General features: G+C 50.6%; 21 protein-coding genes. 18 read left to right on the top strand and 3 right to left on the bottom strand.

The window, feature by feature from the left end; all coding sequences use genetic code 11:
• Positions 1-21: 21 nt before the first annotated feature.
• Both AC0LWN_RS27980 and AC0LWN_RS27975 read right to left on the bottom strand, forming a co-directional pair.
• Positions 22-675 (bottom strand): SdpI family protein, encoded by a 654-nt coding sequence (locus tag AC0LWN_RS27980; RefSeq protein ID WP_474671153.1) that lies wholly within the window; start codon positions 673-675, stop codon positions 22-24.
• Positions 672-983 carry an autorepressor SdpR family transcription factor gene (locus tag AC0LWN_RS27975; protein ID WP_474671151.1) on the bottom strand — a complete coding sequence of 104 codons (312 nt, stop codon included), beginning with the start codon at positions 981-983 and terminating at the stop codon, positions 672-674. Before AC0LWN_RS27975 ends, AC0LWN_RS27980 begins: the two co-directional genes overlap by 4 nt.
• A gap of 261 nt (positions 984-1,244) precedes the next feature.
• On the opposite strand from AC0LWN_RS27975, the gene uptA reads away from it, so the two are divergent.
• The 17 genes from uptA to AC0LWN_RS27890 all read left to right on the top strand — a co-directional run bounded on the left by uptA (position 1,245) and on the right by AC0LWN_RS27890 (position 15,596).
• On the top strand, positions 1,245-1,859 hold the full coding sequence (uptA, locus tag AC0LWN_RS27970) for an undecaprenyl phosphate transporter UptA (RefSeq protein WP_474671149.1): 615 nt from the start codon (positions 1,245-1,247) through the stop codon (positions 1,857-1,859).
• The gene (locus tag AC0LWN_RS27965) at positions 1,856-2,422 is read left to right on the top strand and encodes a thioredoxin family protein (protein ID WP_474671147.1); all 567 of its coding nucleotides are present in this window, start codon (positions 1,856-1,858) and stop codon (positions 2,420-2,422) included. Before uptA ends, AC0LWN_RS27965 begins: the two co-directional genes overlap by 4 nt.
• Before the next feature lie 6 nt (positions 2,423-2,428).
• Positions 2,429-3,058: an MBL fold metallo-hydrolase gene (locus AC0LWN_RS27960; RefSeq protein WP_474671145.1), complete on the top strand. Its 630-nt coding sequence runs from the start codon at positions 2,429-2,431 to the stop codon at positions 3,056-3,058.
• 192 nt (positions 3,059-3,250) lie between these two features.
• A complete protein-coding gene (locus AC0LWN_RS27955; protein WP_474671143.1) occupies positions 3,251-3,430 on the top strand; it encodes a hypothetical protein in 180 nt (59 codons plus the stop codon).
• A 60-nt stretch (positions 3,431-3,490) separates the two neighbouring features.
• Positions 3,491-4,024: an RNA polymerase sigma factor SigY gene (gene sigY, locus AC0LWN_RS27950; protein ID WP_474671141.1), complete on the top strand. Its 534-nt coding sequence runs from the start codon at positions 3,491-3,493 to the stop codon at positions 4,022-4,024.
• Positions 4,014-4,340, top strand: a complete 327-nt coding sequence (locus tag AC0LWN_RS27945; RefSeq protein WP_474671139.1) for a YxlC family protein — start codon at positions 4,014-4,016, stop codon at positions 4,338-4,340. The genes sigY and AC0LWN_RS27945 overlap by 11 nt, the downstream gene beginning before the upstream one ends.
• A 266-nt stretch (positions 4,341-4,606) precedes the next feature.
• The gene (locus AC0LWN_RS27940; RefSeq protein WP_019908421.1) at positions 4,607-4,798 is read left to right on the top strand and encodes a PLD nuclease N-terminal domain-containing protein; all 192 of its coding nucleotides are present in this window, start codon (positions 4,607-4,609) and stop codon (positions 4,796-4,798) included.
• Positions 4,798-5,712 carry an ABC transporter ATP-binding protein gene (locus AC0LWN_RS27935; RefSeq protein ID WP_474671137.1) on the top strand — a complete coding sequence of 305 codons (915 nt, stop codon included), beginning with the start codon at positions 4,798-4,800 and terminating at the stop codon, positions 5,710-5,712. The genes AC0LWN_RS27940 and AC0LWN_RS27935 overlap by 1 nt, the downstream gene beginning before the upstream one ends.
• Positions 5,709-6,482, top strand: a complete 774-nt coding sequence (locus AC0LWN_RS27930; RefSeq protein WP_474671135.1) for an ABC transporter permease — start codon at positions 5,709-5,711, stop codon at positions 6,480-6,482. The genes AC0LWN_RS27935 and AC0LWN_RS27930 overlap by 4 nt, the downstream gene beginning before the upstream one ends.
• A gap of 155 nt (positions 6,483-6,637) precedes the next feature.
• On the top strand, positions 6,638-7,021 hold the full coding sequence (locus AC0LWN_RS27925) for a hypothetical protein (protein WP_019908424.1): 384 nt from the start codon (positions 6,638-6,640) through the stop codon (positions 7,019-7,021).
• A gap of 325 nt (positions 7,022-7,346) precedes the next feature.
• A complete protein-coding gene (gatC, locus tag AC0LWN_RS27920; protein WP_458966260.1) occupies positions 7,347-7,634 on the top strand; it encodes an Asp-tRNA(Asn)/Glu-tRNA(Gln) amidotransferase subunit GatC in 288 nt (95 codons plus the stop codon).
• A 23-nt stretch (positions 7,635-7,657) separates the two neighbouring features.
• Positions 7,658-9,115, top strand: coding sequence for an Asp-tRNA(Asn)/Glu-tRNA(Gln) amidotransferase subunit GatA (gene gatA, locus AC0LWN_RS27915; RefSeq protein ID WP_474671243.1), 1,458 nt, complete (start codon positions 7,658-7,660; stop codon positions 9,113-9,115).
• A gap of 64 nt (positions 9,116-9,179) precedes the next feature.
• On the top strand, positions 9,180-10,613 hold the full coding sequence (gene gatB / locus AC0LWN_RS27910) for an Asp-tRNA(Asn)/Glu-tRNA(Gln) amidotransferase subunit GatB (RefSeq protein ID WP_474671133.1): 1,434 nt from the start codon (positions 9,180-9,182) through the stop codon (positions 10,611-10,613).
• A 93-nt stretch (positions 10,614-10,706) separates the two neighbouring features.
• On the top strand, positions 10,707-11,177 hold the full coding sequence (locus AC0LWN_RS27905) for a GNAT family N-acetyltransferase (RefSeq protein ID WP_474671131.1): 471 nt from the start codon (positions 10,707-10,709) through the stop codon (positions 11,175-11,177).
• Between the two features lie 41 nt (positions 11,178-11,218).
• The gene (locus tag AC0LWN_RS27900; RefSeq protein WP_474671129.1) at positions 11,219-13,081 is read left to right on the top strand and encodes a DUF4097 family beta strand repeat-containing protein; all 1,863 of its coding nucleotides are present in this window, start codon (positions 11,219-11,221) and stop codon (positions 13,079-13,081) included.
• 126 nt (positions 13,082-13,207) lie between these two features.
• Positions 13,208-13,639, top strand: coding sequence for a peroxide-responsive transcriptional repressor PerR (gene perR, locus AC0LWN_RS27895; RefSeq protein WP_458966256.1), 432 nt, complete (start codon positions 13,208-13,210; stop codon positions 13,637-13,639).
• A 235-nt stretch (positions 13,640-13,874) separates the two neighbouring features.
• Positions 13,875-15,596: a glycosyl hydrolase family 18 protein gene (locus AC0LWN_RS27890; protein ID WP_474671127.1), complete on the top strand. Its 1,722-nt coding sequence runs from the start codon at positions 13,875-13,877 to the stop codon at positions 15,594-15,596.
• A gap of 135 nt (positions 15,597-15,731) precedes the next feature.
• Here AC0LWN_RS27890 and AC0LWN_RS27885 read toward each other — a convergent pair whose 3' ends face one another.
• Entirely contained in the window at positions 15,732-16,097 is a 366-nt protein-coding gene (locus AC0LWN_RS27885) for a DUF2614 family zinc ribbon-containing protein (RefSeq protein ID WP_474671125.1), read from the bottom strand.
• Positions 16,098-16,227: 130 nt separating this feature from the next.
• On the opposite strand from AC0LWN_RS27885, the gene AC0LWN_RS27880 reads away from it, so the two are divergent.
• Positions 16,228-17,103, top strand: a complete 876-nt coding sequence (locus AC0LWN_RS27880; protein ID WP_474671123.1) for a nucleotidyltransferase-like protein — start codon at positions 16,228-16,230, stop codon at positions 17,101-17,103.
• Positions 17,104-17,511 lie beyond the last annotated feature (408 nt).

Genomic DNA, 17,511 nt, shown 5'->3' with positions numbered 1-17,511 from the left:
AATGCTCTACCCGCCTTCTTCTCAAGCCTTGCTCCGCGACGAAATCAGCCATGAATACACAACTGGCGGGAAGATGACAATCAGCAGGGCGGCAATAATCAGACTGACGGACATGCTTCTCGGCAAAAAGGCCCCCATTGCGATCAGCAGACCGCCAAGCACCCACATCTTGCCGGAGAAGCGGTGAGTTTTCCTCCAGACCTCCGGGCTGGACAGCGTCCAAGGTGTGCGGATGCCTGTGAAATAATTGTCTCTAATCTGCGGCAGATAATTACCAACTACAATAAACAGCAGTCCTGCAGCGACCATAGCAAACTTGCCCGCCCCGAAATTTTTATCCAAACCGTGAGCGACAGTCAGCACCAGCATTGCATCGAACACCGCCGCAACAGCCAGACGGATCATTTTGTAGGCGTTCGGGAATTTAAGGTAGTTCTCTTTCTTCGGATCGTTATTGCGGAAGAACTGCATCCCCAAGGGGAAGATTAGTCCCATGAAACCCAGGAGGGCGATAATCGAATCTTTGCTCCAGTAAGTATTAACCTCTCCGCTGATACTGAATTGGGCAGGAAGCTGATCGGGCAGCTTCCCATAGTTGATCAGTGCATAACCCAGCGAAAGAACGCCCAGTATGACAATCAGCGTGTCCTGCCATTTCCATTTAAAATTCTTCATTTTACTCGACCTCCATGTCCTTCATCAATGTCCTGCCGTTCGCTCGCTTTTCCCGTACTGGTCAACTCCAGGAACCAGCCGAGCACCTCTTCCAGTACGGTCGTATCCAGCGAATACAGAATGAACTGCCCCTGCCGCTCGTCCTGCACGAGACCTGCATGCTTCAGAGCGCTGAGATGATGTGAGATACTGGGTTTGGACATGTTAAAATATTCGGCAATCTCCCCGGCGGTCCGGTCCTTCTCCCGCAGCAGCCGTAAAATCTGTCTACGCGTCGGATCTGCCAGCGCTTTGAAGGATTCGTTCATTGCTCACCCGGCCTTTCGATATTTAAATAATTATCTAAATATATAATATGGTTGGTGCAAATAATTGTCAATCCGCTTTTCACTCTGAATAGAGCACCATTTACTGAACCCGGCTTACTAGATAGAGCCGTCTTTTTCAGATTCCCTTAAGTAGAAGTCGTAAGCCCGCATATGCTAGAATAGGCTAGGAGAAGCTGGGTACATAGAGCGGAAGCGGCATTAAGCTGATTTTCGCAAATAAACGGGAGGAGGAGCTGCATTTTGCACGTTATTTCTGATCTGATCTCGCAATTGTTTGAATGGATTCAGAGTCTTGGTTACTTTGGGATTATGATCGGGCTTATGATTGAGGTTATTCCTAGTGAAATTGTACTGGCCTTTGGAGGTTATCTGGTCTCGCAGGGAGATATTAATTTTATTGGCGCAGTGCTCTTCGGTACGGTTGGCGGGGTCATTGCCCAAATATTTGTGTATTGGATCGGCCGATATGGCGGCAGACCAGTGCTGGAGAAATACGGAAAGTATATTTTTATCAAGAAAAAGCATATTGACCATTCCGAAGAATGGTTCAACAAGTACGGTACCGGGGTGATCTTCACAGCGCGTTTTATCCCGGTTGTGCGCCATGCCATTTCCGTTCCTGCCGGGATCTCGCGCATGCCTCTGGGCAAATTCACCCTGCTGACTACGCTGGCTGTTATTCCTTGGAGTACGCTTTTTGTATATTTAGGTTATACACTTGGCGATAAATGGGAAACGATTGATGAAGTCGCTGCCAAGTATACCCGTGAGCTGCTGCTTGCCGCGATTGCTATCATTGTTATCTACTTCCTGTTCAAATGGTACAAATCCAAGAAGAAAGGTAGTGCAGTATGAAGCAGAATGTGGCCCATAAGTATGGTAAAGGTCTGACTCCGCGCCAGTTCGTTGAAGGCATGACGAAGAATCAGCAGGCGTTCGAATCCTGGTATGAACAATTCACCTGGGAAGACAGCGGAGACCGCGAATTTTTTGAGAGCCTGAATCACCGCGATGATCTGCGTGTACTGATTCTGGCCGCAGATTGGTGCGGCGATGTTGTTCGCAATGTACCGGTTGTATTCCGCATTCTGGAGACGGCAGGAATTAAGACCGAAGTGCTGATACTCGAAGAAAATCAGGAAGTGATGGATGATTTCCTCACTATGGGCGGAAGAGCCGTACCTATCGTCATTTTTGCCGATACCGGCGGTTATGTGCTGGGCCACTGGGGGCCGCGTCCGGAGCATGTGCAATCGCTGATGAACGCGTTCAAGCGTGAGAACCCGGACCGCGAGGCTGCCGGTTACGACAGCAAAATCGCCGAAGTACGCAAGGCTATGGGGCAAGCCTACGGAGAAGGAACGGAATCACACGCAGTAATTGCCAAAGAGCTGCGCAGTCTGATCTCCGGATTTTAATAAGCGATGCTCAATATACGTTCCTATAATCTCGGTTCTCTCCAGACCAATGCCTACTTGCTGACAGGTGCTGATCCTGGACGCGGTGTAATTATCGACCCCGGAGCCAATCCAGCCGCCCTTTTGCGCGCAATTGAAGGTATGGAGATTGAGGCCATCCTGCTTACACATGCCCACTTCGATCATATCGCCGGTCTTGACGAGATTCGCAAAGCCAAGAAATGCCCTGTCTATCTGCATGCCCTTGAGAGTGAATGGCTAAGCAGTCCCAAGCTGAACGGCTCGCTGATGTGGCCGGATGTCACGCCGCCTATCAGCACAGATCCTGCCGAATATGATCTGGCGGAAGGACAGGTGTTGGAGCTGCTTGGACTTACCTTCCGAGTATTCCATACCCCGGGACACTCCCCGGGCAGCGTAAGCTTCCTCTGCGGCAGCGACCTCTTTTGCGGAGATGTGCTGTTCAAGCTGGGAGTAGGACGCACCGATCTGCCAGGCGGCCGTGAACGCGATCTTATCGACTCCATCCGCGGCAAGCTGTACCGGCTGGATGAAGAAGTCCGGGTTTTTCCCGGTCATGGACCACGGACGACCATTGGTTTCGAACGGCTCCGTAATCCTTACGTCCCTATGTGACTCCATATCAAGGAAGTCGACATAAAGCGGCAAAAAACTGATGGACAAGAGAATACAAAGTTGCTACAATAATGTTAATTAAATGTAACATTTAACCTCGCGAAGCACGCAGACTGTGGAATAATCCCGGTTTGCGTTCTTTTTTTGTTTACATATAGGAATCAGGTGGGGAAGCTAATGGGGGGAACGGGCTTGAATAATAATATTGAACGTGAAATCCATACAGATGAAGATGCCGGGAAGCCGGCGTCTGCTTCAGAGGAGCGCTGCAAGAAGGAATGCCTCTTCTGGAGCTTTCCGGGCGGCAAGGGGGCTATCCAGCCTTGGCGGCGCAAGTTATGGGAGCTGCAAAATAATTCTGACCGCGAATGAACGATTCGCCATACATATTCGTATTACAGGTGTAAATGAAAGCTGTGGATGGAGGAGCCAATGAGCGACGGAATGCTGGAGAGGATCAGTCAGGCACAGCAGGGAGATACTTCAGCGTTGGCCATGCTGCTGCGGGATCATTATACCTTCCTGTATAAATATCTGGTCAAAGCAACTATGGACCCTTCGCTTGCAGAGGAGCTTGCGCAGGATACCATGGTCAGATGCATGGAGAAGATATCTTCCTATAACGGTGCTTCTTCTTTTTCCTCATGGCTGATCACCATTGCCACCAGGCTGTACATTGACCGGAAGCGCCGCTGGAAGCTTGAGACACAGTGGCGGAGGCAGGAGGAGGGGGTCCGTTCCATCCGCTGGCGTTTTGAGAGCCGGAATATGGAGTGGAGCGAGGTGCTTGATGCGCTCTCCCGCCTGCCTTCCGCCCAGCGGATGGCGGTGCTGCTGAAGCACTATTACGGCTATGGTTATGACGAGATTGGCACAATTCTGCAGATCCCATCCGGTACAGTCAAATCGCGGGTGGCCGCAGGTCTTAATCAACTGCGAAAGGAGCTGAGTGAGGATGAAGAATGATAAGGATGAAGAGCTGCTGCGCAAGCTGTCGGCGGAGCTTGGCCGGCTGGATGCACAATACGAAGACATCACCCCGCCTTCCTTGCAGGGAATGGAGCAGTTCATTGCTGCTGAAGCGCTTCGCAGGCAGCGCAAGCTCCGCAAGGAGCTGCAGATGTTCTTGCTTGTAGCTCTGTTCCTGCTTGGCATGGTTCTGGCCGCCTTGGGTTTTGCTCCGGTATTGTACTGGGTTCTGCAGGCGGCATTTCCAATCGCAGCTCTCGGAGGTTTGGCAGTAATGCGGATCTGGCGCAGACGAGAGGATGCGGAAGAGTGAAGGAACTGCAGGATGTACCCTTTGTAGTGTGGGTTTGTTTGGCTGCGGTGCTGCTGCTCCAGGGGACCTTGCTGTTTCGGAATGCGCAAAAGCGGGGCAGAGGCAGAATGGCCTGGTTCTGGGGATTATGGGGACTTACTGGAGCTCCCACCCCGCTTTTTTGTTACCTGCTTTTTGTAGTTCTTCCGGATCGGCGGAGAGCAAAGCGAGGACCTTAATCAACCGGGGCATTGCTCCGGCAAAGTAATTCAAAGGTGGGTGAAACCATGGACGAAATCAAATGGGGATTAATCTGGCCGCTAATGGCCCTGCAAGCTCTGCTTGCCATTCTCGGCCTGATTTCTTTGGCTAAGGCGGAGCGGGTTCGGGGGCCGAAATGGCTGTGGGTGATTATTTTGATTTTTGGCAATCTGCTGGGCAGTGTCGCATATTTCACCATAGGAAGGAAAGAAAGCTGATGCCGCTGCTGGAGGTTGCAAATTTACGCAAGAGCTATGGCAAGCATGTTTCGGTAGACGGGATCACCTTTAAGATTGAAGCAGGTACATGTGTGGCTCTGCTGGGGCCGAATGGAGCCGGCAAGACGACTACGCTGCGCATGCTGGCGGGATTGCTGCCGCCTACTTCGGGCCGGATCTCCTTTGACGGCGGCGCTTCTCCCGGCGATTACCGCAAGGCGCTTGGTTATTTGCCTCAGTCCCCTGCCTTTTACGGCTGGATGAGCGGGCAGGAATATATTGTCTTCTCCGGGAAGCTGAGCGGCCTGAATGCCAAGGAGGCTACTGCAATGGCGCCTCTTGTTCTGGAACGGGTTGGCCTTCGGGATGCTGCACGCCGCCGGATCGCCGGATATTCCGGCGGCATGAAGCAGCGGCTTGGTCTGGCACAGGCGCTGGTGCACCGGCCCCGGCTGCTGCTGCTTGATGAGCCGGTCTCGGCGCTTGATCCGATCGGCCGCCGGGAGGTTATGGAGCTGCTGCGGGAAATCCGCGAGGAGACCACAGTAATTTTCTCCACGCATGTTCTGCATGATGCTGAGGAGATATGTGATGAGGTGATTCTTATGAATCACGGTTTAATTGCAGAGCAGGGAGCCATCTCCCGGCTCCGCACACAGTACAGTCTTCCTGTCATCAAGCTGACAACAGAGCCGGAAGCTGCTGCGCTCCGGTGGCTGGAGGATCTTGCACACAGAGCGTTTGTTGAGCAGTCCGTGATCACCGGTGGATCGGCTACTCTTAATGTTAGCGATGTAGAGCTGGCGCGCCGTACGATCCTGCAGGAAGCGGGGAAGCTTGATATTCCGCTGCTGCAATTCGAAGCAGGCTCCTCAACGCTGGAGGATTTGTTTATGAAGGTGGTGGGGTCATGAGGAACCTATGGACGCTCTACCAAAAAGAAATGATAGAGGCCCTGCGCAGCTATAAGCTGATCTGGGTTCCGGCGGTATTCATTATTCTTGGAATTCTGCAGCCGCTCACGACCTATTATATGCCGGAAATTCTCAAGGCTTCGGGCAATGTCCCTCCAGGGCTGCTGGAGGGCTATGAAATGCCGGGTGCAGCCGCTGTTATGGCACAAGCGCTTGGACAATATGGAACGATCGGCATGCTGGTTCTAGTATTGGGAGTGATGAATAGTCTGGCTGGTGAACGGAGCAGCGGTACGGCGGAACTGCTATTGGTCAAGCCGGTAGCTCCGGCGGCAATCGTCTCGGCCAAATGGGCTGCGCAGCTAACCGTGCTAATTATCGCTCTTGGACTGGGGGCGGCGGGAGCCGCCTACTATACAGAAGAGCTGATGGGTCCGCTCTCCTGGAGCGACGTATTGGCTGCAGCCGGGTTGTATGGCCTTTGGCTGCTGTGCGCCGTCTCGCTGGCGCTACTGTTCAGCTCCTGCCTGCGCGGAGCCGCCGCCGCTTTTCTTGGGCTGCTGGTTTCGGCAGCAATGTCGCTTGCCCACAGCCTTTTCCCTACACAGCTCTCCTGGATGCCGGCTGCTCTTCCCGGGCTGTCCGCCAAGCTCCTCACGGAGGGCAGCAAGGCCGGTCCCGGTCCGGTTCTTTCTGCGGGAGTGCTGATCATTCTATGCATTGCATCAGCTTCGCTGCTGATCCGCAGGAATCAATTTCCGAATGGATGAAAAACTGCGCAAATCGCCGATTTTCATGTATTTTCAGATTGTTTTCAATATAATTTCATAGATGCACTCCTCCTGCTGCTGGACAGCTCTATCTTTTTTTAGTAGACTGTGGGAACAAGCAGAACCATGATAGATTTCAGTCAGGAGGTAGGACGATGCTGCGTTTAGGAGAGAAGATTGTCATTGTCGCGGACGCTTTTGAGCAAAGTCTTCCTATCGGAGACTACGGCTACCTGATTGCTTATGACCGCAATCCTGACAATGCTTTTGATTATGTCATCCGTGTCCCGCAGGCGAACAGAAATTTCTATGTTACGGCTGAGGACATTGAGGCGGAGGAGCAATTGCTGATAGTAGAAGCTGAGAGGGCAACGCATGAAGCGTTGATTGACTATGCTTTGTCTACGCACAACGAGAAGCTGTTCCACCATTTGATGAATGGTGAGGATTTGGATACAGAAGAGACGGAAACAGTGTCTAAGGAAAGCTTGTCCCAAGCGGAATTCATCAAGCAGGTGAATCTTCGGGCTTGGATTTAGGAAGAGCCGGCGTATGCCGGCTCTTTTTCTAATTATAAGGAATTTATATTACCCGCAGAAACGGCTACCGCCTCTTACAGAGGACTGCGAAGCCGTTTCTCTTTTTGTACAATAACAGTTCATGTATTCAGTTATTTGCATCAGAGATCATCCTTTTCACTGTTTTGGCAAGGTCTAAGCTGCTATTGATCGCTCCAGTTTAACATGCCGCATAAGCGGCGGATTAGGAGGAAACGCACAAGCGCATTGAATTGTACAGGCTTCTACAATATAATTAAAAACGTTATCCGGGCGCTTTAGCCCTTTAAACAGGAGGGATATTCTAATGAGCATTACGGTCAAAGATGTGCAGCATGTGGCCAAGCTGGCCCGTCTGCAATTAAGCCCGGAAGAAGAGGCAACCTTTACAGAACAGATGAATGCTATTTTACAATATGCTGAGAAACTCAATGAGCTTGACACAGAGAATGTGAAGCCGACAACCCATGTGCTGCAGGTCAGCAATGTGATGCGAGATGATGTGGTGAAGGAGAGTCTGTCTCAAGAGGAAGTGCTGCTTAATGCGCCGGAAGCTGAAGACGGACATTTCAAGGTTCCCGCAGTTTTGGAATAACCATAGCGAAAGGAGGAAGAATGTTGAGCCTGTTTCAATATCGATTGCCTGAATTACATAATATGCTGCACGGCAAAGAGATTTCAGTCAGTGAGCTGACCGAACAATCACTGGCAACCATCGCGGAGCATGATGGGAAGGTGCATGCATTTTTGACTTTAAATGAAGAGGGGGCCCGTGCTTCGGCACGCACATTGGATGACAAGCTGGCTTCCGGCGCAGCCCGCGGCCTGCTGTTTGGCCTTCCGGCTGGAATTAAGGATAATATTGTTACCAAAGGGCTGCGCACAACCTGCGCCAGTCAATTCCTCTCCAATTTCCAGCCGATTTATGATGCCACTGTAGTTTCCAAGCTGCGTCAGGCAGATGCTGTTACCATCGGCAAGCTGAACATGGACGAGTTCGCCATGGGCGGCTCCAATGAGAATTCTTCCTTTGGCCCAGTGCGCAACCCTTGGGATTTGGAACGTGTGCCTGGCGGCTCCAGCGGCGGATCGGCGGCAGCAGTGGCTGCCGGAGAAGTATTGTTCGCTCTTGGCTCCGATACCGGTGGTTCCATCCGTCAGCCCGCTTCGTATTGCGGAGTAGTCGGCCTTAAGCCTACGTATGGCCTGGTGTCGCGTTATGGCTTGGTAGCATTTGCCTCATCGCTGGATCAGATTGGCCCGATTACAAGAAACGTGGAAGACTCAGCCTATGTGCTGCAGGCTATTTCCGGCTATGACGCTCAGGATTCCACTTCAGCCAAAGTGGAGGTTCCCGATTACCTTAGCGCCCTTACTGGCGATATCTCCGGCCTGCGTATTGCTGTTCCGAAGGAATATATCGGGGAAGGCGTAGAGGCTTCCGTCCGTGAAAAGGTGTTGTCCGCACTTAAAGTGTTGGAAGGCCTTGGCGCAGTGTGGGAAGAGGTCTCTCTGCCGCATACTGAATATGCGGTAGCGGCCTATTATCTGCTCGCTTCTTCCGAAGCTTCCTCGAATCTTGCCCGTTTTGACGGTGTGCGTTACGGTGTGCGCGTGGATGATGGAGGGGGTCTGCTTGATCTGTACCATAATTCCCGCAGCCAGGGCTTTGGACCTGAGGTCAAGCGCCGGATTATGCTCGGCACCTACGCTCTTAGCTCCGGCTATTATGACGCTTATTATTTGAAGGCGCAGAAGGTGCGCACTTTGATTAAGCAGGACTTCGACGAAGTCTTTACAAAATATGATGTGGTCATTGGACCAACTGCGCCAACCACAGCCTTCAAGCTGGGCTCGCAGACGGAAGATCCGCTGACGATGTATCTGAATGATATCTTGACCATTCCGGTCAGCCTTGCCGGTATTCCAGCCGTCAGCATTCCATGCGGCTTTGCCGAAGGGCTGCCTGTTGGTCTGCAGATTATCGGCAAAGAATTTGACGAGCGTACGGTTCTGCGCGTCGCGCATGCTTTTGAACAGAATACGGATTACCACAAAGAATCTCCGAAGCTGTAGGTTTTGCCCGGAAATGCTCACTGGAGCATATACTCACAAAACTTTTAAGGGAATGAGAATAGATATGGCTAAATACGAAACGGTCATCGGGCTGGAAGTTCATGTGGAGCTTCATACCAAGTCCAAAATCTTTTGCGGCTGCTCCACGGAATTCGGTGCTCCGCCTAATACACATACCTGCCCTGTCTGTCTGGGCCATCCCGGCGTGCTGCCGGTACTGAACCGCCAGGCTGTGGAATATGCCATGAAAGCGGCTATGGCGCTGAACTGCACAATCGGTGATGTCAGCAAATTCGACCGCAAAAACTACTTTTATCCCGACTCCCCGAAGGCCTATCAGATTTCGCAATATGATCAGCCGATTGGCCTGAACGGCTGGATAGATATCGAAGTGAACGGAGAGACCAAACGGATCGGCATCACCCGGCTGCATCTGGAAGAAGACGCCGGCAAGCTGACGCATGTGGATGGCGGCTTTGCTTCACTGGTCGATTTCAACCGTGTGGGAACACCGCTGATCGAAATCGTCTCCGAGCCGGATTTGCGCTCGCCCGAGGAGGCCCGCGCCTATCTGGAGAAAATCCGGGCCATTATGCAGTACTGCGACGTATCCGATGTGAAGATGGAAGAGGGCTCCATGCGCTGCGACGCCAACATCAGCCTGCGGCCGGAAGGCCAGGAAGAGTTTGGAATCCGCGCCGAGCTGAAGAACATGAACTCCTTCCGCGGCGTTCTGCGGGGTCTGGAATATGAGCAATTCCGCCAAGGAGAGATTTTGGATGATGGGGGCACCGTAGTTCAGGAGACCCGCCGCTGGGACGAAGCCCAAGGCAAAACCTTATCCATGCGCGGCAAGGAAGAAGCTCACGACTACCGCTATTTCCCGGACCCGGACCTGATTGTGCTGCATATTGATGACGCTTGGAAAGAAGCGATCCGCTCTACCATTCCCGAACTGCCGGATGCGCGGAAGAGCCGGTACAGCGAAGAATACGGCCTCACCGCCTACGATGCCGGTGTGCTCACCTCTTCCAAACCGCTGGCCGATTTCTTTGAAGGCTCTCTGGCCTATACGCAGGATGCGAAGGCAGTAGCCAACTGGATGATGGGTGATTTGCTGGCCTATTTGAACGGTGGCGGGCTGGAGCTGTCCCAAGTGAAGATTACACCACAGGGACTGGGCGAAATGATCGGCCTGATCTCAGGCGGAACGATCAGCAGCAAGATTGCCAAGACCGTCTTCAAGGAAATGCTGGAGAGCGGCAAGCTTCCGGCGGCAATCGTTGAGGAAAAAGGTCTTGTACAGATTAGCGATGAAGGTGCAATTAAGCAGATTGTCGAAGCTGTCGTAGCCGCAAATCCGCAATCCGTTGAAGACTATAAGGCAGGCAAGCAGAAAGCAATTGGCTTCCTGGTGGGACAGGTTATGAAAGAAAGCAAAGGCAAAGCCAATCCGGGGCTTGTAAATACGCTGCTGGCCGAAGTGCTGAACAGCTAGAATCCGTTTTTGGATAATATACTTTTAGGAACATAAGCGCTAGGGCTTGTCGGCAACGGCAGGCCTTTCGCGGCATATAAGGGGAATGTGCGGATGAACAAGATAATCAAGCTGGATCTGCAGGATGACGACATCCTGAGTGAGCTATGGATTATGCAGCACAAGGCCTACCGGCTGGAAGCGGAGATGATAGGGTTCCATGAGATTCCGCCGCTGCTGGAGACCAGGGACATGCTGAGACGCTCTGAGGAGGACTTCTACGGCTGCTTTGATGACAGCGATGAATTAATGGGAGCCGTTGCGGCCTTGGAAGAGTCGCCAGGCGAGCTTACCGTTACACGGATGATGGTGAGTCCTGATTTTTTTCGCCGGGGAGTGGCCGGACAGCTTCTGGAATTTATTTTTGACCATTATGCCGGAAGGAACCGGTTTATCGTATCCACCGGGAAGCTTAACACTCCTGCAGTTGCACTTTATACAAAACATGGTTTTGTGCCTGTCGGGATAGAGGAGGTTGCTCCTGGTGTCGAGCTAATTGAATTCCACCGGAGCGGCAGACTTTGAAGCGTAGGAACCGCAGTTATGATGAAAGGAGGAGTCCCCTTATGAGCACCGAACAAGATGATTCCGCCAAGCTTCCAGCGGCGCCTTTGCCTCCGCGTCTCAAGCATCGTCCCCGCCGCAAACGCAAGTTCATTGCCGGACTCCTGGCGGCGCTGGTCCCTGGTGCAGGGCATTTGTATTTCGGACTGCTCCGTAAAGGGATCTCCTTCATTTTTATTATTTTGCTTGATATTGCCGCATTGCTCTATTTCTCGTCGATAGGTATGCAGATTAATGTGCCGCTGCTAATTTTGCTGGCTTTAATGATCCCGGTGCTATACTTCTACAATGTATTCGATGTGCTGCAGTCCGCTGACCGCCTTCTGCGTTTGCCTGCGGAACAAGATCCTGAATCGCTGCCGCTTCCGTCTTCGAAGAGAAAACGGCGCCGTTTGGTCAGCGAACCGGGAATTTCGTTTGGGCTTATGCTGCTGCTTGGCGGAGCGCTGCTCTTTCTTTTCCGGCAAAAGCCAGCCTGGCTGCAATATTTTATTGAGCATTATGCGAGTGTGGCAATAGCGGCGGTACTGGCCGCTTGTGGTGTATACCTTTGTATCCGGGAGATTGCGAAGGGGCTGCTTCAGCGCGATAGCAATGAACGGCGGAGCCGGCGGGTGGGCAGATACACAGCCTCAACACTGCTTATAACGGTAGGTATTCTCTTGTTCCTGGATTGGAGAAACGGAACCGACAATATGCTGCTGCTGCTCAAATGGTGGCCGATTATAGCTGTGCTCTGGGGACTGGAGTACCTGCTTATTTACTTATTCTCTGGGCGTGTTGTCAAGGGAAGGTCACGAACGCGTGCACGGATGGATTTACGCGGACTACTGTCTGCGATTGTGCTCGCGGCCAGTGTATTTATTGTTGTTGAACAAGATCATTATTTGCATTTATGGAACCGGGTTAGCCTGAATTTGACCGCAGCGGCCGTTGATTACGGCGAAGCCAAGGGAAGTAAGTTTGTGAAGGACCCGCTGCTTGTACCTGTTGAACTGGGCACCTCAAAAATTACTGTCGACGGCATCAACGGTGATATTCTGATTCATCGTGCACCAGTGGAGAATATTGAGATTTCGTCCACCGTATGGGTGGATCAACTGGAGGGCGCAGTCGCCGAGGCGATTGCAGAACAGTCTTTTGTCGAAGTAACTGAAGGCTCAACTATCAAAATCATCCCGAAAACCAAAGCGTACGGAGATTCCGGCAGACGGCAGCCGCGTATGGATTTAGATATTTCCGTCCCCGAAGACCGCCGGTTTAATCTGGAGGTGCGGACGATGAATGGCGGCATTACTTTGCAGAATGTAGAGGCAATTAAGGATATTTCACTAGAGACCGGAAATGGTGAGCTGATTCTGCACCGCATTTTCGGTGATGTTCAAGGTAAGACGCTGAATGGGGATGTTCGTGTCAGAAACGCTCAGGGTAACGTTGATCTGGCCACAAGCGGCGGAAATATGTTTGCCTGGGATGTTACCGGAGCACTGAAGCTATCGACGGCTGTTGGCAATATTTCTGCTGCCGGGAGCGGAGATGAATTGGATCTTTCCAGTAAAAATGGCAACCTGACTATTGATGGGGCCAGAGCGAAGCTGCATGCCGAATCCCTTAATGGCACAATAAATGTACGCTCGGCCGATTTCGGCGGAGACTGGGATATTTACAGTGCAGTGGGTGATATTGAGCTGTATTTGCCTTTGCTGGGGAACTTCACAGTAGATGGTTCAAGCGGCTATGGCAATATCGACTCTGATTTCCCCGGTCTGACCATTGATAAGAAAAACATCTCCGGTGAAATAGGCACGGGCGAATATAAGCTTCATGTCGAAGGAAATAGCAACCTAAATGTGAGGAAATATTGAATTAAGTAATTTTTATTATATAATAATGAATATAATGTATTGCTTCCGTTGACAACAATGAAAGCCCGGTCTTACAATTACATTAGAGTCATTATTATGTTTTCTAATTAAAAGGCGGTGACATTGATGGGTAGTGGTGTACAGCATGCATTGGAACAATTGAAGACTACCGGTGTCCGTATTACGCCCCAGCGTCATGCGATTCTTACGTATTTGATGGAAGCGATGAATCATCCTACGGCAGATGACATTTACCGTGCGCTTGAGCCGCAGTTTCCGAGCATGAGTGTGGCAACAGTGTACAACAACCTGAAAATGTTCATGGAAGCCGGAATGGTCCGCGAGCTGACCTATGGTGACAATTCCAGCCGATTTGACGCCAATGTGTCTGACCATTATCATGTTATCTGCCAAGAATGCGGCAAGATTGAGGATTTCAGTTATCCTTCGCTCCATGAGGTAGAACAGCGTGCCGAGCAGGATACGGGGTTCAAAATTCATGGCCTGCGTATGGAACTGTATGGGGTTTGCAAGTGCTGCAGCGAGAAGCAGCATTGATATATTATGACAAGGATCAGAAGGTATAATATAGCATGAATAACGTGCGGAATCCGGAAGCGGAGGCCTCACGTTTTTTTGCATTTGCTCCATGAGCGGAATATCTCCTTCTTGAAATCTATCAGAAAAAGACAAACCTTCAAGTATTTTTGCGCAACCAAACAGCTTTGCATAGCGTATACTTAAGATTGATTATCCCCGCATTCAAATTCAGCTATTTATTTGGAGGTACATTTTGAACAGAAGACAGAGACAAAGACGCACTCGGAAGCGCGGAGGTCTTTTTCGCCGTTTATTGGGACTGGTCATTATAGCTGCCGCAGCCTATTGGGTTGTATATGATGTATTGCCTAACCGTTTTCATACCGATCCTGACTGGAAAGGGCTGAAACAGCCTGTTTTCGTCAAAGGAGAGCTTACGGGATATTCCGCATCAGGCACAGGAGATAAGCTGCTTTTGCCGCTTCCGCTGCTGCAGAAATATGTGGATGCATCCATCCGTTATGAGGAAGAGACGAAATCAGTCATTTTATCGACAGACAAAGAACTTTTATATATGCAAGAGGATTCAACTGCTGCCAGCCTGAATAATAAGCCGCTCCAGCTCCGTCTGGCACCTGAAGAAAAGAAGGGGATAACCTACCTCCCAGCGGACACTTTGGAGAATTTGTACGGTTTTGAGGTGGAAGAGGATACCGACACCGGGGCTGTTCTGCTGATGAGTGCCGGTGAAACCGTACCACTGGGGAAGGTAAAGGGCGATAAGGGGGAGGGGACAAGAGCTTTGCGCAGCAAGGCCACAGTTCATGCTCCAATTCTTGCCGATATGTCTCCGGGAACAGGTGTGAAGATCTGGAATGCAGACAATGCTGACTGGCTGTATGTGCAGACGAGCAGCGGAATTACGGGCTATGTCAAATCAAGCGATATTATCGAGAACGGTCAAAAGACAGTGGACAAGAAACCGGCAGTCCCCACACGTGCGGAACGTAGCTGGAAAGGAAAACCCGTCAATCTATTCTGGGAAGCTGTATACGAACGTAAGCCTAACCCGGCTAAATTCGGTAAGTTTCCGGGAGTCAATGTCGCCAGTCCCACCTGGTTCAAGATCGTCGATGTGAAGGGCAATGTGCGGAGTCAGGCGGACAGTGCCTATGTGCAGTGGGCTCATAATCAGGGCATGGAGGTTTGGGGAGTGCTGACCAACAGCTTTGAGGCTGATCTCACCACCCAGGCTTTATCGAGCTATGAGAAACGGATGAATGCTATCGTTCAGATGCTGGAATATGCTGATTTATACGGTCTGGATGGAATTAATATCGACTTTGAGAACGTCTATACCAAGGATGGAGATAATGTTACGCAGTTCATGCGTGAGCTGAAGCCTATGGCCCAAGCCAAAAACCTCATTGTCTCTATTGATGTAACCCCAAAATCCAAAAGCGAAATGTGGTCGCTCTTTCTCGACCGGCGGGCGCTTGGCGAAGTGGTGGATTTTATGATTGTCATGGCTTACGATGAGCATTGGGCTTCCAGTCCCACCGCAGGCTCTGTCGCTTCACTCCCTTGGGTGGAGAGTTCCATAAACCGCATCCTCGAAGAGGATGATGTTCCCGCGGAGAAGCTAGTTCTGGGCGTACCGCTCTACACTCGAATCTGGTCGGAGACCACAGCAGACGGTAAAACGAAAGTAAGCTCCAAGGCGGTCGGCATGAAGGCTGTGAAGGACATTATTTCTGAGAAAAAGCTCACGCCTACACTGGATAAGGATGCGGGACAGAATTATGTGGAGTACAAAGAGGACGGTGTCCTGCGCAAAATATGGATTGAAGACACGCTCTCCCTTAAAGCGAGAGTTGAACTAGCCAAGTCCTTAAAGCTGGGCGGCGTAGGGTCCTGGAACCGCAGTTTCGCAAGCCAGGAGGCTTGGGAGGTTTTACAAGAGATTAATCAGTAGCTTGGCATCAGCATAGTCATAATAAAGAGGCCCCATTCCGGGAGCCTCCTTATTTTTATACTTTTATTCAGCAGCAATTCAGTGAAGGAGTAAATACTAAGAAGAGGATTCATGTTCTGGGGCATTTTCGGGTGTTTAGTGCTTAAGCTGCTGGCTTTCAAGCTGCTCTGCGGTAATTGTTGCCTGCTCCGGGTCCATGGTGAGTATGGTATGGCAGAACATGCAGCGGTCGGTTTTGCCGAGTATTTTGGTCAGCTTATGGCACTCCGGGCATTCCACCTGCACAGCGCTCGTTGACATCATCCCCGCCCAAAAATAAATAGCCAGACTGGCCATCATGGAGATGAGCCCAATGACAAGTCCTATTGCGGCAACCACTTTGCCTGCCGAACCCCAGAATACGATCCCTGCTGTTCCTAGAATCATAAGCCCCATTCCGAGCATGGTAAGCAATAGTCCCCATGTGCGAAAAACATTGATTTTTGCCGTTTTAAACTTCATGAGTGTTTGCCCCCTAACTGAAATATAGTTCGGTTGTTCAGGAGGAACTGATATGAATATGTAGAATATTAATTAATTAAGAGAATTATAACTGACGGACGCAAAATCGCCAAATTTGATGGAGGGAAGCATGGAACTGTCTAATTTGACTTTATTTAGTGGAGAAACGTTTGATGATAATGTTTTGGGAGCAATCGCTTTGCGGCAGGAGGGCAATGCCCCGTTTCAGAGTGCGCTTCTCCATGATTTTGATATGGTGGTACTGATGGTGCATGAGGAGCAAGAAGAGGAACGTATTATTACCCATACTATTGCAGGTGAGAGACGTACACAGACGGTGCATGTAGGCCTGGATGCGTTAGAAAGGGCTGTAATGGCTGGGGATAACAATGAGCTTCTCACCAGTCTGATGGCGGGGGAAGTTATTTGGGACGCCAAGGGAGTCCTCGGAGAAATGCGCCGGGAGATCCTGCAGTTTCAAGACCCGCTTAGGGAGCGGGTACTGTTTACTGAGTTTGCCAGGTTCCTGCATATGTACGTGAAATCAAAACGATACCTCGAAGCCGGCTGTACCATGGATGCCTATAATTGTGTGCTGATCGCTTTGTATCATTGGGCGCGGATAGAAGTCGGTGAAGCTGGATATTTTCCTGACCCGGCAGTATGGGAGCAAGTTAAAGGTCTCAATTCGTCCGTCCATAAGCTGTATGAAGAACTGACCGTAAGTACAGAGACTCTGGATCAGAGAGTGGAGCTGATTTTGCTGGCATGTGAATTTGCACTGATGTCCAAAATGTCTGATTGTTGCGCTATGCTGCTCAACCTTCTGAACAGCCGCAAAGAGCCCTGGAGTATAAAAGAACTGCTTCAGCATACCGGCTGCAGCCAACTGGGTGCGGAGCTGCCTCTGGTGTTACGCAAGCTGGAATCACGTTCACTGATAAGGGGAATCGCCTTCTGGGCAGAGGATGCCGGAGATGGACATACGGTCCGCTACACTTTATAAATATAAAGAGAATAAATACTGGGATAAGGAGAGGCTGTATGCTCTCTTTTTTTGTTTGTCTCGGGTCCTGAATGAACCGCAAAGATCAGGGAATATTTATTGTTGACTCTTCTGTTGTTGTTGTGTTACATTATAACTCGTCCCTCTGACGCATCAATATGCTGCAAAGCAAGCGGCAGACAATCGAAAAAAAGAATTTAAAAAAATGGTTGACTAAAACGAGGGCGCTGTGATATATTATAAAGGTCGCTGCTGACAAGCAACGATGAAGAAAAACGAGAACTTGATCTTTGAAAACTGAACAACGAGTGAGTGGGATTTCACGAAAGTGAAGTCCAAAAATGAGAATGCAAATTCTCGTCAGATGTTTCAAAATGAGCGAATCGCTCTTTTCAATAACCTTATTGG

The sequence above is a fragment of the Paenibacillus sp. sgz302115 genome (genome assembly GCF_056120445.1).
The sequence above is the reverse complement of the archived record's forward strand: the minus strand, read 5'-3'. Positions and strand labels throughout refer to the sequence as shown.

Coding starts and splice junctions, on each gene's coding strand:
- perR (WP_458966256.1), top strand. CDS start 13,208: ATGGGTAGTGGTGTACAGCATGCATTGGAACAATTGAAGACTACCGGT.
- AC0LWN_RS27925 (WP_019908424.1), top strand. CDS start 6,638: ATGCTGCGTTTAGGAGAGAAGATTGTCATTGTCGCGGACGCTTTTGAG.
- AC0LWN_RS27905 (WP_474671131.1), top strand. CDS start 10,707: ATGAACAAGATAATCAAGCTGGATCTGCAGGATGACGACATCCTGAGT.
- AC0LWN_RS27945 (WP_474671139.1), top strand. CDS start 4,014: ATGAAGAATGATAAGGATGAAGAGCTGCTGCGCAAGCTGTCGGCGGAG.
- AC0LWN_RS27975 (WP_474671151.1), bottom strand. CDS start 983: ATGAACGAATCCTTCAAAGCGCTGGCAGATCCGACGCGTAGACAGATT.
- AC0LWN_RS27880 (WP_474671123.1), top strand. CDS start 16,228: ATGGAACTGTCTAATTTGACTTTATTTAGTGGAGAAACGTTTGATGAT.
- AC0LWN_RS27960 (WP_474671145.1), top strand. CDS start 2,429: ATGCTCAATATACGTTCCTATAATCTCGGTTCTCTCCAGACCAATGCC.
- AC0LWN_RS27965 (WP_474671147.1), top strand. CDS start 1,856: ATGAAGCAGAATGTGGCCCATAAGTATGGTAAAGGTCTGACTCCGCGC.
- gatB (WP_474671133.1), top strand. CDS start 9,180: ATGGCTAAATACGAAACGGTCATCGGGCTGGAAGTTCATGTGGAGCTT.
- AC0LWN_RS27900 (WP_474671129.1), top strand. CDS start 11,219: ATGAGCACCGAACAAGATGATTCCGCCAAGCTTCCAGCGGCGCCTTTG.
- gatC (WP_458966260.1), top strand. CDS start 7,347: ATGAGCATTACGGTCAAAGATGTGCAGCATGTGGCCAAGCTGGCCCGT.
- AC0LWN_RS27930 (WP_474671135.1), top strand. CDS start 5,709: ATGAGGAACCTATGGACGCTCTACCAAAAAGAAATGATAGAGGCCCTG.
- AC0LWN_RS27980 (WP_474671153.1), bottom strand. CDS start 675: ATGAAGAATTTTAAATGGAAATGGCAGGACACGCTGATTGTCATACTG.
- AC0LWN_RS27885 (WP_474671125.1), bottom strand. CDS start 16,097: ATGAAGTTTAAAACGGCAAAAATCAATGTTTTTCGCACATGGGGACTA.
- AC0LWN_RS27940 (WP_019908421.1), top strand. CDS start 4,607: ATGGACGAAATCAAATGGGGATTAATCTGGCCGCTAATGGCCCTGCAA.
- AC0LWN_RS27935 (WP_474671137.1), top strand. CDS start 4,798: ATGCCGCTGCTGGAGGTTGCAAATTTACGCAAGAGCTATGGCAAGCAT.
- sigY (WP_474671141.1), top strand. CDS start 3,491: ATGAGCGACGGAATGCTGGAGAGGATCAGTCAGGCACAGCAGGGAGAT.